Here is a 13,596-nt window from a genome sequence, read left to right as displayed (position 1 = left end):
TACAAACTATTTTCCACTAAGCCTTAGTAGCCGAATCTTTCAGTATTATTTATATAAAGGGCTGCTTCTGTTCTGTGGTTTAATCTTAGCTTTGAGAGGATGTTGCTGACATGCTTCTTTACTGTATGTTCTGATATATACAGCCTTTGGGCAATTTCTATGTTACTCATGCCCTTTCCAAGTTCACCAAGAACATCCTGTTCCCTAGGTGACAGCTCATCCAAATAGCTTTTTTTATCTCCCCTCATATGAAACTGCATAACCTCAGGATCATAAAACTTTTTCCCCTTTGCCACTACCTTTAGACCATAGAGGATATCCTCTGGAAATGCTTCCTTTAGTATATATCCCTCTACACCTACTTCTTTTGCCCTAAAAAAATCTTCCTTCCTTAGGGAAGAGGTTAAAACTACAAATTTTGTTGATATATTTTTGTTTTTGGCTTGATTGACTAGTTCTAGGCCATCCTCCCTGCCAAGATTTAAATCAATCATAATAATCTCTAGATTATCTTTGGACATGATAGATAACGCCTCTGCTATACTACCTGCCTCTTTTACTTCTTCTATGCTTTCTTCAAAGGAGAGGGCAGAGGCTATCCCCCTTCTAACCAATGGATGATCGTCAACAATTAGTACCCTCATACTACTTCCTCCTCGTATAGCTTTTGAATTGTATTAGGAATTTCGATGGTTATCTTTGTCCCCGTTCCTACCTGACTATCTAGCTTTAGGTTCCCGTTCATGGCTTGACTTAGGATGCGAATATTTTTTAGACCCAATCCCATCCTTCCCTCCCTCTCTAAGGCTATAGGTTCAAAGCCGATACCATTATCTAGAATTTGTAAAAAGCTCATATTCATTCCTATCGAAAGATAAACATCTATAGTTGTTGCCCTTCCATGTCGGAGGGCATTGCCAATACCTTCACATATAATTCTATAGATAGCTTTTTTTTGTTCCATAGACAAGGCTTCATGATCACCTTCTAGGTGCAGGTTAATATTACTATTGTTTAATGATTTCATTTCTTCAATATAGTTTTTAATATTAACAATAAAATTATTAGTGCCTTCCTTGCTCCAGCTAAGGGAGTAAATCGTATTCCTTAAATCCTTCATTACCCCGTTGAGATAGCTCCTTGTTTTATTTAACTCAAGGGCTATATCCCTAATTTCTTTTTGTTCTAGGTGCTTAATGTTGGTATATATGCTACAGGATATGCTAAATATCCTTTGTAATATACCATCATGAATTTCATTAGCTATACGATTCTGTTCTTCATTGATTAATAGCCTTTCATTTATCTTTTCTAATTCAAACTTTTCAAAAGTTACTGCACTAAGACTAGCTAAAAATTTTAGCTGTTCTACAGTTTCCTTATAGCTATCCTCTGTGATTTGAGGAGTTATATCAACCCCTAATATTCCATAAACCCTATAACTGCATCCAATAGCAATTAAAAGATATGTTCTTCCTTTTAGTTGCACTTCTATTGGTCCATCATAGGAAATCATATCTTTCCATCCTTTATATATTTCTGAAATCACTTCTTCTCTAATAGAACCAGACCCTTCAATGATTGTTTGCTCGGCCTCCCTAAAGCATTCTACAAAAACCACCATATCGCTTCTTATCATCTTCCTGCTATAATCAATCATCAGCTCTATAAAATCCTTTTTGTTCTCCTGTTTTGTAAAAAGGTGGACTCCTTGATAAATTTCCATTATGTAATTCATAGCTTCTTTATTTTTTCTATTGGCTATCAACAACTGTCTATTGATTGCTGCCAGTCTATTGCTTTCCTTATGGATTCTCCTAGCATACTTTACTAGCATTTGAATAACTCCTGTGATCAGAACAAAGCTCAGGAGGAGATTGGATTCCTCTATCAATATCCTAGTAAAGCTTCTACTTTCTTCTACAATAAATTGAACTGCAATAGTAGAACTAAAAAAATAAATAAAGAGATTCAACCAACAATACTTAGCATTTAACTTAATGGAAGCCACTAGAATGGTATTTAGAGAATACCAAACATAGGGGCTACTTAGGCCTCCAGAAGGGATCAGTATAAAAGAGTTTCCTATGGTTTCTAACAATATTAACAAAGTGATTTTAAAGGTAGACTTTCCATTTTTTATGTAAAGATAATGAAGTAATAGGGAAGATATAGTCATACATACTACGACAAAACCTTTCCTTGGCATTGAGTGATTTAAATCTCCAGCAATATAAAGTGTAGATGTAATTAATAGAGAAATATACCTATAGTAAAATACTATTTTAAATATTTCTCTTTCTTTATATAAGCTTCTTATCCTGTGGTATATTCTTGGATAAATCAAGGGTTTTCCCCCTTTGTCTTAGTTTTTTCTATATAGATGCAAATTTTCAATTTATTTTTTAGAAATTCCCCAAAATACTACTTTCTTTTAGTATAGCCTTTTGAAAATCCTTTAACTTCCCTCCTGAGTTTACTTTATTATCCCTCCATCGCATAGAAAGTTCCTCCTAAATTTGTCTACCGATGATTTTCCTCTAAAGATTCCCCTTGTTTATACTAGAGTAGTAGTCAAAGGTATACTTTAGGAGCAGAAAAAAACCGCCTTTTGTAGACGGATAATTTTTTTGTATTTTATTGATACTTTACTAATCCCTTTGCATTGGCATACAATGCTGCCTGTGTTCTATCGGCAAGCTCCAGCTTAGCTAAAATCTGACTAACATGTTTTTTTACGGTATACTCTGTGATAAATAGTCTGTTGCCTATTTCCCGATTGCTCAAGCCCTTCCCTAAAGCCTTTAATACCTCCTGCTCCCGTTCTGTTAAAATTTCTTCGCTGTCATCCTCCTGCATTAACAGTTCCATTAATCCTGGATCATAGTACTTTCTTCCCCTGTTCACAAGATTGATGGCATATAAGAGTTCCTCAGGCAATGCTTCTTTCAGGACGTAACCATGGGCACCTAATATTTCTGCCCGTCTAAAATCCTCTTCATTTGCAGATGAGGTTAATAAAAGGAATTTACAGGTTATTTTCTCTTTAAAAATTTTTTCAATAATTTCTAGGCCATTTTCCCGACCAAGCTTTATATCAACTAAGGCTATATCAGGCTTTTCCTTTAATATAATCTCACAGGCCTCCGTGATGGTTCCAGCTTCTCCTTTTACTTCTATATTTTTTTCGTTTTCCAGTACAAGAGATAATCCCTTTCTTACAAGGGGATGGTCATCTACTATAACAATTTTCATATAGCTAAACCTCCTTCCTCTTCAATAGAACCCCTATTAGTTGGAATAGTAATGTGTATTTTTGTTCCGTTACCCAACTGGCTATATAATTGAAATTCTCCACCAAAAGCTTCTACAAGATTTTTCATATTTCCAATCCCTAGACCACTATGCTGAGTTTGCTGTAGTGCACTGAAGTTAAAGCCCTTGCCGTCATCACGTACCATCAGCACTATTTTTCCTTTCTCCACGTGAATTTCCACCTGTATCTCTTTACATCTTCCGTGCCGGACTGCATTCCCTGTGGCCTCACGGATAAGCCTAAAAAATGCTTTTTTTACTGGATTTGGAATCAGTTCCTCTTCTCCTTTTATTTCAAAATCTACGGTAATACCGTTAAGATTAGCTAAGCTATTAAGATAAGTGTTAATGGTTTTATGTAGGGACTTCTCCCCCCTCTTTCTTGAGCTTAGCCGATATATAGAAGCCCTTAGATCCTGCATAGCTTCGTTGGCAGATTGTCTAATATGCTCTAACTGTACTTTTAATCTATCATTTGAAATGCTTTGCCATTTTCCATTTAAAGCATGGATGGCATAAGTAATACTAAAAAGCCGTTGAGATACATTGTCATGTATTTCATTAGCAATTCGATTTTGCTCTTCTACTAGCATTAGTTGTTCTTCTATTTCTTCTAGCTCCAACCTTTCTAAAATGACAGTGCATAGGTTAGCAAGAAAGTATAACTGTCTTAACCTTAGCCCATTTAATTGGGTCTCATCCTCTAACTGAATTCCTATTAATCCATATCTATTGGTTGAGGATTTTACCTTTATCAGGCTGTATCTTTGGGCATTAATTATAAATTCCATGGGGTAAGCAGTATGTTTAAAGGAATCTCCATACTCTTGAATGGCCTTTTTAATCTGTAATTTCTCATTATTGATGCTTTTATCGTTACTGACTGTAATTATTTCCCTATATTTTGAATAGGGTAACCCACAAAAAAAAGCTAAATTTGTTTTTGTCAGTTTTTCTGTATAATCTGCAAAAACTTGAAATAGATTTTGACGATTGTTTTGGTTAGTGAATATCTCCACCGCCTGATAAAGATCCATAATGTGCTCCATGGATTCTTCAAGACTTCCATTCAGCTGTTGTAAAGCATCATTGGCTTTTAACAGCTCCCTTTTTTGTATCACTAAATGATGCGATTGCTCATGTAGCTTTTTGCATAGATTGGAAAGTAGTTGAACAGCTAATGTGATTAAAACAAATACTAAAACGAGGTGAGCATTTTCCTTTGTCATCTCTATAATTGATTGGTTGTAGTGATTAATAAAATTGATGCTTATAGCGGTTGCCGAAACAAGATAAAGGGTTAGGGTCAACCAGCAAAAGATGGTATTTAAATAATTAGCCGCCACTAAAACGGGATTCAATGCATACCAAATAAAAGGACTACTGATACCTCCTGATGGAAATAGTAATAGTATAATTCCTGAAGACTCTAATAAAACCAATACCTTCATGATAAATACGTTTTTGTGAAGCTTTATGTAGAAACCCATCATAATTTTTGCAGATAAATACAATAAAAAGATAACTCCTATCTTAAATATAATGGGTACAGAGGGTGTGCCAATTAGATAGAAGAGGGAAGTCAATAATAATGACATATATCGATAAATATAGATAACTTTTATCTCTCCAGGTTGATTTTCTAAGAAGTTGGTTTTCATAAACAAGGTAGTTACTTTCTGCCTATTGTCCACAGGCCACATCACTTCTTCCATGTTTTTATTCTATGATATTATTAGGTCTTTTACTGTCATTATTAATAAGCTTCTATATATTATTCTAAACCTCATTAGAATATTGCCATTTTAAAAAAATTATATGCAGTAGGTTTATTTATTGTAACAATTCCCCCTAATGGATTAGAACACAAAACCAGCTATTACTAGCTGGCAGGTTGCACTACTGACTCCTTGCATTCCAAGTGCCCAATTAAAGAATACAAATCATTGTCCCCATCTATATATTTTATTATATCTAGTTTGGGGGTTGTTTAAAATATAAACTCTTCGTTGTTATTCTTACAATATTAAGCTTTTAAATCATAGATTTGCTTTTTTACGTAAATTTCTACAGGAATATTAGTAAACTTTTGTAGTTTCTTTTCTTTTTTTGCATTTAAAATTCCTGTGTAATATCATCCTCTACAAATTCCCAGCAACTTTTCCAAAATCCAACGTAAACTGGGTTCCTACTCTATCATTACTATAAACTAGCGGTATATTCGCCTCTAGGCTTTTATCCTTTGGTATTTCCTTAATCGTTGCCAATCATGTTCTCTCTATACTGCTAATTTGTATAATAAGTAACTTGATTTGTTCTTAATCTATTAATAATTTGTTTGCTATTCTTTGTATTTAAATGATTAAATAGTAATAAAGGCAGATACTCCGAAGAATATCTGCCCCAACTATTACTATATAATTTTTATTTTAAAATCCTAGTACCAGCCTCTTAACTTCATAGCATCAGCAACACGCTTGATAGACATCATGTAAGCCGCTACCCTCATGTTTACCCCATGCTCTTCTTTTAATGCCCAAATTTCATTGAAGGCTTTTTCCATTAATTGAGATTGCTTTTCTTGAACTTCTTCAAAGGTCCAAGAATATCTCATTAGGTTTTGTACCCACTCAAAATAGGATACTGTAACACCACCAGCATTTGCTAAAATATCTGGTACTACAACGATGCCTCTTTCGTCTAGAATTTTATCTGCATCTAATGTTGTAGGTCCATTAGCACCTTCACTGATGATTTTAGCCTTAATATTAACAGCATTTTCTGCTGTAATTTGATTTTCTAAAGCACATGGCATTAAGATATCTACATTTAATGCAAAAACTTCATTTCTATCTATTACTTCTTCAGCTCCTGGGAAGTCTTTTACAATCTTGTGTTCTTTTACATATTCTGCTAATGCCGGTACATCAAGACCATTTTTGTTTATGATACATCCAGAGGCATCAGAAACCGCAACTACCTTAGCTCCCATTTCTGCAATATATAAAGCCGCATAACTACCTACATTACCAAAGCCTTGAAGAGCAACTGTTGCTTCTTCTAATGGTAAATTAATTTTCTTAGCAGCATCTCTCGCCATAATGGCCACACCATATCCAGTTGCTTCTGTTCTTGCTAATGAACCATAGAAGGATACAGGCTTTCCTGTAAGTACTCCAGGTTGGAAATCACCAGTAGCTTTGTGATATTCGTCTACCATCCAAGCCATAATTTGACCGTTTGTATTTACGTCTGGTGCCGGAATATCCACTTTTTCTCCGATGATTGGAGCAATAGCTCTAGTAAATCCTCTTGATAATCTTTCTAATTCTCCTTGGGATAATTCCGATGGATTTACAGTAATTCCACCTTTACCTCCACCATATGGAACACCAACTACACCACATTTAAATGTCATCCATGTAGAAAGAGCTTTTACCTCGTCCAGGTTTACATCTGGATGAAATCTAATACCACCTTTAAAAGGCCCTATAGCATCATTGTGCTGCGCCCTGTAGCCAATGAAACTTTTCACTGTGCCATCGTCCATTTTAACAGGAACCGCTACTTCCAATACTCTCATTGGATTTTTTAAAATCTCATATACCGCTGGATCTGTTCCTAGCTTGTCACATGCCTGCTTCACCTGCTTTTGAGCCGTTTCAAATACATTGATGTGTTTTTCCCCCATGTTCCTATACCCTCCTAAAAAATATTTTATATGCTTCTAAAAATATAGTGTAGCATTTATATCAAAAAAGCAAAGGCTTTTTTGAAAACATTTTGATTTTTCAGTAAATATAAGACCTACTATTTCATCCTAAAATAATTATGTATAGATACCGTTAAATTATTAACTAATTTTTACCCTTATGGACAAAAAAATTTGTCTAATTATTACTGTTATCCGAAACCGTTAGCCAAGCCTTCAATTTAAATTATAGCATATCCATTTTTAATTTGCAAATACCTTAATCGCATATTACCAAACTTTTTACATCTACATTGACACTAATAATATTAAAGGATGTCATCTCTTCAACCTCATACTTTACCTGCTCCTGCAACCGTTCCATTAGGGCTCTAATAGGATTGCCATAAACAATTTTTACCTCCAGCTCAATAGTCAAGCCCTCTTGGGTATTAGTGATATCTACATGGTCTATTTTATATATGCCTATAATTTTATTGGCAGCATAGAAAATTAATTCCCGAACCACCCTGTCGGATATGGTATACTTCCCTAAGTAACTAAAGGTAGGTCTTACGACAGATTTTTCTGCTTCTTGGGTTTCGTCTCTGCCCATCCTCTTGAATACCTTTAAGGGGTTTAGGAAATATCCAGAAAATTCCTTTTTAATTTCAAAGGTTGGTACCGGGATAATATGCTTTCCTTCCTTTTTACGACTTTTTTTAGCAGTTTTAATATCCTCTTCCGTAGCAATATCCTCTATATAAATCTTTTCTGTCACATCCCCAAGCTCCAAGGTTTGGGCAATGGAATAAACCATTTTTTCTGAAGTTCCTAAAATCAATATTCCTTCAGGATTTTCTTTATCAATGGCTTGTTTAACTTCTAGTCGATGATTGTTATCAATAAAAAGAGCTCTTTTTATTGCCGCCATCTTTGATTTTTCCCTTTTTGCAGAATACCCTGCCAAAACTTTGTTTTCTTTAATTAAAAGCCCATCATCAATAATATATTTAATATTTTTTGCTTTAGCCACATGCATAGCTTGATAGCTTTTACCTGTTCCACTGGTACCCACCAATACAATAACCCTCATACAAAAACCTCCCATACTACAGATTAATATCTATTTTATCATATTTTTTTCTTGTCTATACAAATAAAATGATAATCATTATATTTTAGTGTTTTTGTAGAAAAAAATAGAATATTTATTGATTATAATATTTTCCCCTTGTTATAATACATATTGTAGGTAAATAAATTATACATAGAGGAGGAACCAACAATGGCATATAAAATTACTGATGCTTGTATTAGCTGTGGAGCATGTGAACCAGAATGTCCAGTAGATGTTATTTCAGCAGGAGATGATATCTATGTAATCGATCAAGATGGATGCATTGATTGTGGTGCTTGTGCTAACGTATGTCCTGTAGATGCACCTATTCCAGAGTAATCTTATAAAATGATCATAAAAAAAGCGGCAGTTGAAAAAACTGCTGCTTTTTTATATATCATTTTCCTTCTCCTTATGCTTATCTTTTTTTAGCATGTCTAGCTTTACTAAAAATTTCAGTACTGCTTTTTCTTCATTAAAGGAAAAATCATTTAATAGAGAATAGAGAAGTTCCTTTTCCTTATCCTCAATTTCCTCTAATAATTCCTCACCCTTAGAAGATAAGCTTAACAAATGTACTCTTTTATCTTCTTCTGACTTGGTTTTTATAATATACTGCTGCTGTTGAAGTTTATTGATAAGGGTTACAAAAGAATTACGGTCAATACCCAAGGCATCAATCACCTCGAACATCTTCTTTTCCTTTTCCCCTCCCAGTTCTTTAATTATTAGCAATTCTAAAAGAGACAGATCTATTCCTTTTACTTGAAGTCCCTTTTTATCATATGAAAGAATATTTTTTATTAACTTTAATAAATATTCGTGAATTTGCTGATAATAATTTCTCATTCCATCACCTTTGTTGATTTTTTTATAAACATTACATTCAGTATATAGGATAAGTCCTTGGGATACAAGTTTATGCCCCAAACAAAAAAAGAAGAGAGGTAGTCCCCTCTCCTAAGCCCTCGCTGCTGCCACCTCTTGAAAAAGAATTTCCTCTATATCTTCTTTTTCTAATGTATCTATCAGTAGAGGTAGAATTTCATATACATCTCCTACTATACCATAATCGGCAATTTTAAATATAGGAGCATCTGGATTTTTGTTGATAGCCACAATACACTCAGCCCCCTGCATTCCCGCTAAATGTTGTATGGCTCCAGAAATACCACAGGCGATATATAGTCTTGGTCTTACTGTCTTTCCAGTTTGTCCTACCTGATAGTCATGATCAATCCAATCTAAATCCACCACTGCCCTAGAAGCACCTACCACACCGCCAAGTTTATTTGCCAGTTTTTCCAAAAGCTGAAAGCCTTCTTTTTTTCCTAAGCCTCTACCACCAGCAACAATAACCTCTGCTTCTTGAATATTTGCAATAGATTTCTGCTGTTTTATAATCTCTATCACCTTTGTTCGAATATCTTCCTGCTTTAAATCAGCAGCTACAGTGATTACTTCACCCCTTCTCGCTTCATCCTTTTTAGCCTTCGTCATTACCCCAGACCTTACTGTTGCCATTTGAGGTCTATGGTTGGGACATATAATGGTGGCCATAATATTTCCTCCAAAGGCTGGTCTTGTTTGTAATAGTTTTTTGTCCTCAGTGTCCACCTCTAGCTTCGTACAGTCAGCAGTTAACCCTGTGTTAATTCGTGCTGCTATTCTGGGAGCTAGATCTCTTCCGATATGGGTAGCTCCCACCAATACAATTTCGGGTTTATAGGTATTAATCATTTGGGATAGAACTTTTGTATAGCCATCGGTTGTATATTCCTTTAATTCTCTATCTTCACATAGATAAACCTTATCAGCACCATAGGCAATTAACTGTTTTTCTAGATATTTTACATTATCCCCCAGTAAAACAGCAGCCAGTTCCACACCAATTTCATCAGCTATTTTACGACCCTCACCTAATAATTCTATAGCAACTGGTTGTAATATACCTTGTCTTTGTTCTGCAAAAACCCATACACCCTTATAACTACTTATATCCTTTACTTCTTTTTCTTCTTTTTCTTGAAGAATTGCTTCAAAGTTACAGGTATCTATACAAACACCGCAATTGGTACACTGTTCATTAATTACAGCTATTCCTTCCTGCATTTCAATAGCACCAAAGGGACAAGCCCCCACACATAATGTACATCCTTTACACATTTCATCTACTATTTTTACGGCCATTTCTTTTCCCTCCCCGCTATATAATATGCTTTTTCTTTAAATTCATCAGTAACTGTATAACAACGTCTTTACCGTTTCCCTTTAACATTTCACCCTTTCCCTTTGCCTCAGGGGTAAAGGATTTTTTTACTTGGGTAGGGGACCCCTTTAAACCAATGTGATTAGGATCTACTTGTAAATCCTTAGCACGCCATACCTCCACTTGTTTCTCTCCATAGGCATCAAATATTCCTTCTATTGAAGGATATCTTGGTTCATTTAACTCTTTTACCGCTGTCAGAAGGGCTGGCAGTTTCATCTCTATTATTTCATAGCCATCCTCCAATGCCCTATGGACCTCTAACTTATCCCTATGGATAGTTAATTTTTCTACGTAGGTAACCTGGGGTAAATCTAATCTCTCAGCAATTTGTGGCCCCACTTGAGCTGTATCTCCATCTATTGCTTGTCTCCCACAGAAAATCAAATCGTAATCTCCAATTTTTTTAATGGCAGCTGCCAGAGTAGCAGAGGTAGCCCATGTATCAGCCCCTGCAAATTCTCTATCACTTAACAGTATAGCCCTATCTGCCCCCATAGCCAATGCTTCCCTTAAGGCATCCTCCGCTTGTGGCGGCCCCATGGATAATATTGTAACTGTTGCATCCGGTTGCTTTTCCTTTATCTTTAAAGCCTCTTCTAAGGCATTTTTGTCATCAGGATTCAATATGCTAGGCACACCATCCCGAATTAATGTACCCTTCACTGGATCAATTCTTACTTCTGTTGTATCTGGCACTTGCTTTGCACAAACGATGATTTTCATCTACCTTACCTCCCTCATCTATCTTTAGCATCCTCTTATTCTTCAGTATGCTGATTACTAAATTAAATCTCATTTTACTTCAATGCATTGGCTGCAATAACCATTCTCTGTACTTCAGAAGTTCCCTCATAGATTTCTGTAATCTTTGCATCCCTCATCATTCTTTCTACAGGATAATCCTTGGTATAGCCATAGCCTCCATGCATCTGTACAGCCTTTGTCGTTACCTCCATAGCAGTTTCAGATGCATAAAGCTTTGCCATAGCTGCTAAGTGACTATATTTCTTTCCCTCAGCTTTAGCTGATGCAGCTTGATAAACCAATAGCCTAGCCGCCTCTACCTTTGTAACCATGTCAGCGATATTGAATTGGAGGGCTTGGAACTGACCAATAGGTCTTCCAAACTGCTGTCTTTCCTTTAAGTATCTTGCTGTTTCATCTATGGCTCCTTGGGCAATGCCTAGGGCCTGAGCAGCTATACCAATTCTTCCGCCATCTAGGGTTTGCATAGCAATTTTAAAGCCCTCCCCTATTTTTCCTAGAAGATTTTCTTTGGGTATTCTAACATTTTCAAAAACCAATTCAGTAGTAGCCGAGCCCTTAATACCCATTTTTTTCTCTACTTTACCGATACTAAAGCCAGGGGTATTTCTTTCAATAATAAAGGTAGAAATTCCCTTTACTCCTTTAGACTTATCTGTCATAGCAAATATTACATAAATATCTGCTTGGTTACCATTGGTTATAAAAATTTTTGTTCCATTTATAATGTAGTCCTCTCCATCTAAAACCGCTGTCGTTTGTTGAGATCCTGCATCTGTGCCAGCATTTGCCTCTGTCAATCCAAAGGCCCCAAGCTTTTCTCCCTTTGCTAAGGGTACTAGATACTTTTGTTTTTGATCTTCAGTACCAAACTTATAAATAGGCCAGCACGCCAAGGATGTGTGGGCTGAACAAATAACCCCAGTAGTTCCACAGGCCTTTGATAATTCCTCTACTGTGATGGCATAACTCAAATCATCTCCTCCAGCTCCACCGTAGGCCTTAGGAATACTCACACCTAGCATTTTGTACCTCGCCATTTTTTCAACGTTTTCTTTGGGAAACCTTTCCGTCTCATCCACCTCAGCTGCTATGGGTCTAACCTCTTTTTCTACAAACTCCCTTACTACCTTCCTTACCATTTCCTGCTGTTTACTTAAATTAAAGTTCATAATGTCCCTCCTTACATACTAAAACCCTTATGTTAAATTGTTATCCATCTTTGATAATATTTTAACATAAGTTTACAATAATTAAAAGTTTAATTTAAAAAATATTTTCTTTTTTCCGATTATTATTCTTCTTTGAAAAAGTAAAAAGCCTCCATTGAAAGATGTAGGCTTTTTACTCCTTTTATTACTCTTGATTATTTAATAAATAGGATAGGATAAATAAACTATCACTTAAATGTACATTTTCAATAATAATATCCTCCGGAACTTTAAGATCTATAGGGGCAAAATTCCAAATAGCTGATACTCCTGACTTCACAAGCTTATCTGCTATATCCTGTGCAAACTCCTTAGGGGTACAGATAATTCCGATATCAACTTGTTTTTCGTCTATAAATCCCTGTAATTCGTCAATGTCAAAGACGGGAACATCACGAATCTTCATACCAATGAGCTTAGGATTCGTATCAAATAAAGCCATTAGCTTAAAACCATACTTCTGGAAATTGGTATAATTAGCAATAGCTTGCCCTAGATTCCCTGATCCTACAATAACAGTATTATAGGAGGCCATTAATCCTAGAATTTTTTGAATTTCACCATACAGTTCCTCCACATTATAACCATACCCCTGTTGACCAAATCCGCCAAAGTTATTTAAGTCTTGACGAATTTGAGAAGCTGTAAATCCCATCATAGCACTTAGTTCCTTTGAGGAAATTCTGTAGACCTCCTTATCCAGCAGATCCTTTAAATATCTGTGGTATTTTGGTAGTCTCCGAATAACCGCCATTGATATATCTTTATGATTCTTACCCATAACATCAGTCTCCTATTAATAATTTTTATTTCAGAACGATTCTTTTATAAAAAAATAATTGTTTTTAGAATATTCCGATTATATTAGAATAAATTTTTGGCTTCTTCTTTTACTGTGGGTGAAAAGCAGCTATACTAATATCTATCTCCACTTTATTATAAATATAACCTATAAGTATAATCAATAGAAGTTTTTAATTAATAACTCATGAACTTAGGTTTTTTTTCTATAATTTAGTATTATAACAAAGATTCATTTTTGTGTAAATCATTAATTTAACAATATTATTAGTTTATAGTCTTTTTCTTTATTATTACCACTTTTTTTGTTAAACTATTAGTAAATGTTGATTTTTTTATAATACATAGGAAATTATATACTTTCATAAATTGTGGAGAAGTCATAATTTCCGTAATGTATTTCAACAAAGTCTACCTATGA

General features: G+C 35.0%; 13 protein-coding genes and 1 riboswitch. Of the genes, 1 reads left to right on the top strand and 12 read right to left on the bottom strand.

Translation table 11 applies throughout. The features are described 5' to 3' along the window. Positions 1-23 precede the first annotated feature (23 nt). The 7 genes from BLS22_RS01675 to BLS22_RS01650 form a co-directional block, all read right to left on the bottom strand. Positions 24-644: a response regulator gene (locus tag BLS22_RS01675; protein ID WP_090549410.1), complete on the bottom strand. Its 621-nt coding sequence runs from the start codon at positions 642-644 to the stop codon at positions 24-26. Beyond that, positions 641-2,347, bottom strand: coding sequence for a sensor histidine kinase (locus BLS22_RS01670; protein WP_090549407.1), 1,707 nt, complete (start codon positions 2,345-2,347; stop codon positions 641-643). The genes BLS22_RS01675 and BLS22_RS01670 overlap by 4 nt, the downstream gene beginning before the upstream one ends. A 290-nt stretch (positions 2,348-2,637) precedes the next feature. Then, positions 2,638-3,255 (bottom strand): response regulator, encoded by a 618-nt coding sequence (locus tag BLS22_RS01665; protein ID WP_090549404.1) that lies wholly within the window; start codon positions 3,253-3,255, stop codon positions 2,638-2,640. After that, positions 3,252-5,009, bottom strand: coding sequence for a sensor histidine kinase (locus tag BLS22_RS01660; protein ID WP_176762005.1), 1,758 nt, complete (start codon positions 5,007-5,009; stop codon positions 3,252-3,254). Before BLS22_RS01660 ends, BLS22_RS01665 begins: the two co-directional genes overlap by 4 nt. A 185-nt stretch (positions 5,010-5,194) precedes the next feature. After that, positions 5,195-5,278: riboswitch (cyclic di-GMP riboswitch) on the bottom strand. A 178-nt stretch (positions 5,279-5,456) separates the two neighbouring features. Further along, on the bottom strand, positions 5,457-5,582 hold the full coding sequence (locus tag BLS22_RS15470) for a pseudouridine-5'-phosphate glycosidase (RefSeq protein WP_143011232.1): 126 nt from the start codon (positions 5,580-5,582) through the stop codon (positions 5,457-5,459). 170 nt (positions 5,583-5,752) lie between these two features. After that, positions 5,753-7,006 carry a Glu/Leu/Phe/Val family dehydrogenase gene (locus BLS22_RS01655; RefSeq protein ID WP_090549399.1) on the bottom strand — a complete coding sequence of 418 codons (1,254 nt, stop codon included), beginning with the start codon at positions 7,004-7,006 and terminating at the stop codon, positions 5,753-5,755. Between the two features lie 280 nt (positions 7,007-7,286). Beyond that, complete coding sequence (locus BLS22_RS01650) at positions 7,287-8,102, bottom strand: Asp23/Gls24 family envelope stress response protein (protein ID WP_090549396.1); 816 nt, start codon at positions 8,100-8,102, stop codon at positions 7,287-7,289. A 192-nt stretch (positions 8,103-8,294) separates the two neighbouring features. Here BLS22_RS01650 and BLS22_RS01645 point away from each other — a divergent pair, with 192 nt between their 5' ends. Further along, positions 8,295-8,465, top strand: a complete 171-nt coding sequence (locus BLS22_RS01645; RefSeq protein ID WP_090549393.1) for a 4Fe-4S binding protein — start codon at positions 8,295-8,297, stop codon at positions 8,463-8,465. A gap of 51 nt (positions 8,466-8,516) precedes the next feature. On the opposite strand, the gene BLS22_RS01640 is transcribed toward BLS22_RS01645, so the two are convergent. From BLS22_RS01640 to BLS22_RS01620, 5 genes are all read right to left on the bottom strand, one after another. Further along, positions 8,517-8,975, bottom strand: coding sequence for a MarR family winged helix-turn-helix transcriptional regulator (locus tag BLS22_RS01640; RefSeq protein WP_090551529.1), 459 nt, complete (start codon positions 8,973-8,975; stop codon positions 8,517-8,519). A 111-nt stretch (positions 8,976-9,086) separates the two neighbouring features. Next, entirely contained in the window at positions 9,087-10,316 is a 1,230-nt protein-coding gene (locus BLS22_RS01635; RefSeq protein WP_090549390.1) for an electron transfer flavoprotein subunit alpha, read from the bottom strand. Between the two features lie 16 nt (positions 10,317-10,332). Beyond that, a complete protein-coding gene (locus tag BLS22_RS01630) occupies positions 10,333-11,121 on the bottom strand; it encodes an electron transfer flavoprotein subunit beta/FixA family protein (protein ID WP_090549387.1) in 789 nt (262 codons plus the stop codon). Positions 11,122-11,195: 74 nt separating this feature from the next. Beyond that, positions 11,196-12,335, bottom strand: coding sequence for an acyl-CoA dehydrogenase (locus BLS22_RS01625; RefSeq protein WP_090549384.1), 1,140 nt, complete (start codon positions 12,333-12,335; stop codon positions 11,196-11,198). A 184-nt stretch (positions 12,336-12,519) separates the two neighbouring features. Then, positions 12,520-13,155 (bottom strand): redox-sensing transcriptional repressor Rex, encoded by a 636-nt coding sequence (locus tag BLS22_RS01620; protein WP_090549381.1) that lies wholly within the window; start codon positions 13,153-13,155, stop codon positions 12,520-12,522. Between the last annotated feature and the right edge of the window lie 441 nt (positions 13,156-13,596).

This window comes from Natronincola ferrireducens (assembly GCF_900100845.1).
In the GTDB taxonomy this organism is placed as follows: domain Bacteria; phylum Bacillota; class Clostridia; order Peptostreptococcales; family Natronincolaceae; genus Natronincola_B; species Natronincola_B ferrireducens.
The sequence above is the reverse complement of the archived record's forward strand: the minus strand, read 5'-3'. Positions and strand labels throughout refer to the sequence as shown.

Bases quoted from the DNA above. Each gene is read 5' to 3' on its own strand.
- BLS22_RS01675 (WP_090549410.1), bottom strand. From the start codon at position 644: ATGAGGGTACTAATTGTTGACGATCATCCATTGGTTAGAAGGGGGATA.
- BLS22_RS01665 (WP_090549404.1), bottom strand. From the start codon at position 3,255: ATGAAAATTGTTATAGTAGATGACCATCCCCTTGTAAGAAAGGGATTA.
- BLS22_RS01655 (WP_090549399.1), bottom strand. From the start codon at position 7,006: ATGGGGGAAAAACACATCAATGTATTTGAAACGGCTCAAAAGCAGGTG.
- BLS22_RS01650 (WP_090549396.1), bottom strand. From the start codon at position 8,102: ATGAGGGTTATTGTATTGGTGGGTACCAGTGGAACAGGTAAAAGCTAT.
- BLS22_RS01645 (WP_090549393.1), top strand. From the start codon at position 8,295: ATGGCATATAAAATTACTGATGCTTGTATTAGCTGTGGAGCATGTGAA.
- BLS22_RS01640 (WP_090551529.1), bottom strand. From the start codon at position 8,975: ATGAGAAATTATTATCAGCAAATTCACGAATATTTATTAAAGTTAATA.
- BLS22_RS01635 (WP_090549390.1), bottom strand. From the start codon at position 10,316: ATGGCCGTAAAAATAGTAGATGAAATGTGTAAAGGATGTACATTATGT.
- BLS22_RS01630 (WP_090549387.1), bottom strand. From the start codon at position 11,121: ATGAAAATCATCGTTTGTGCAAAGCAAGTGCCAGATACAACAGAAGTA.
- BLS22_RS01625 (WP_090549384.1), bottom strand. From the start codon at position 12,335: ATGAACTTTAATTTAAGTAAACAGCAGGAAATGGTAAGGAAGGTAGTA.
- BLS22_RS01620 (WP_090549381.1), bottom strand. From the start codon at position 13,155: ATGGGTAAGAATCATAAAGATATATCAATGGCGGTTATTCGGAGACTA.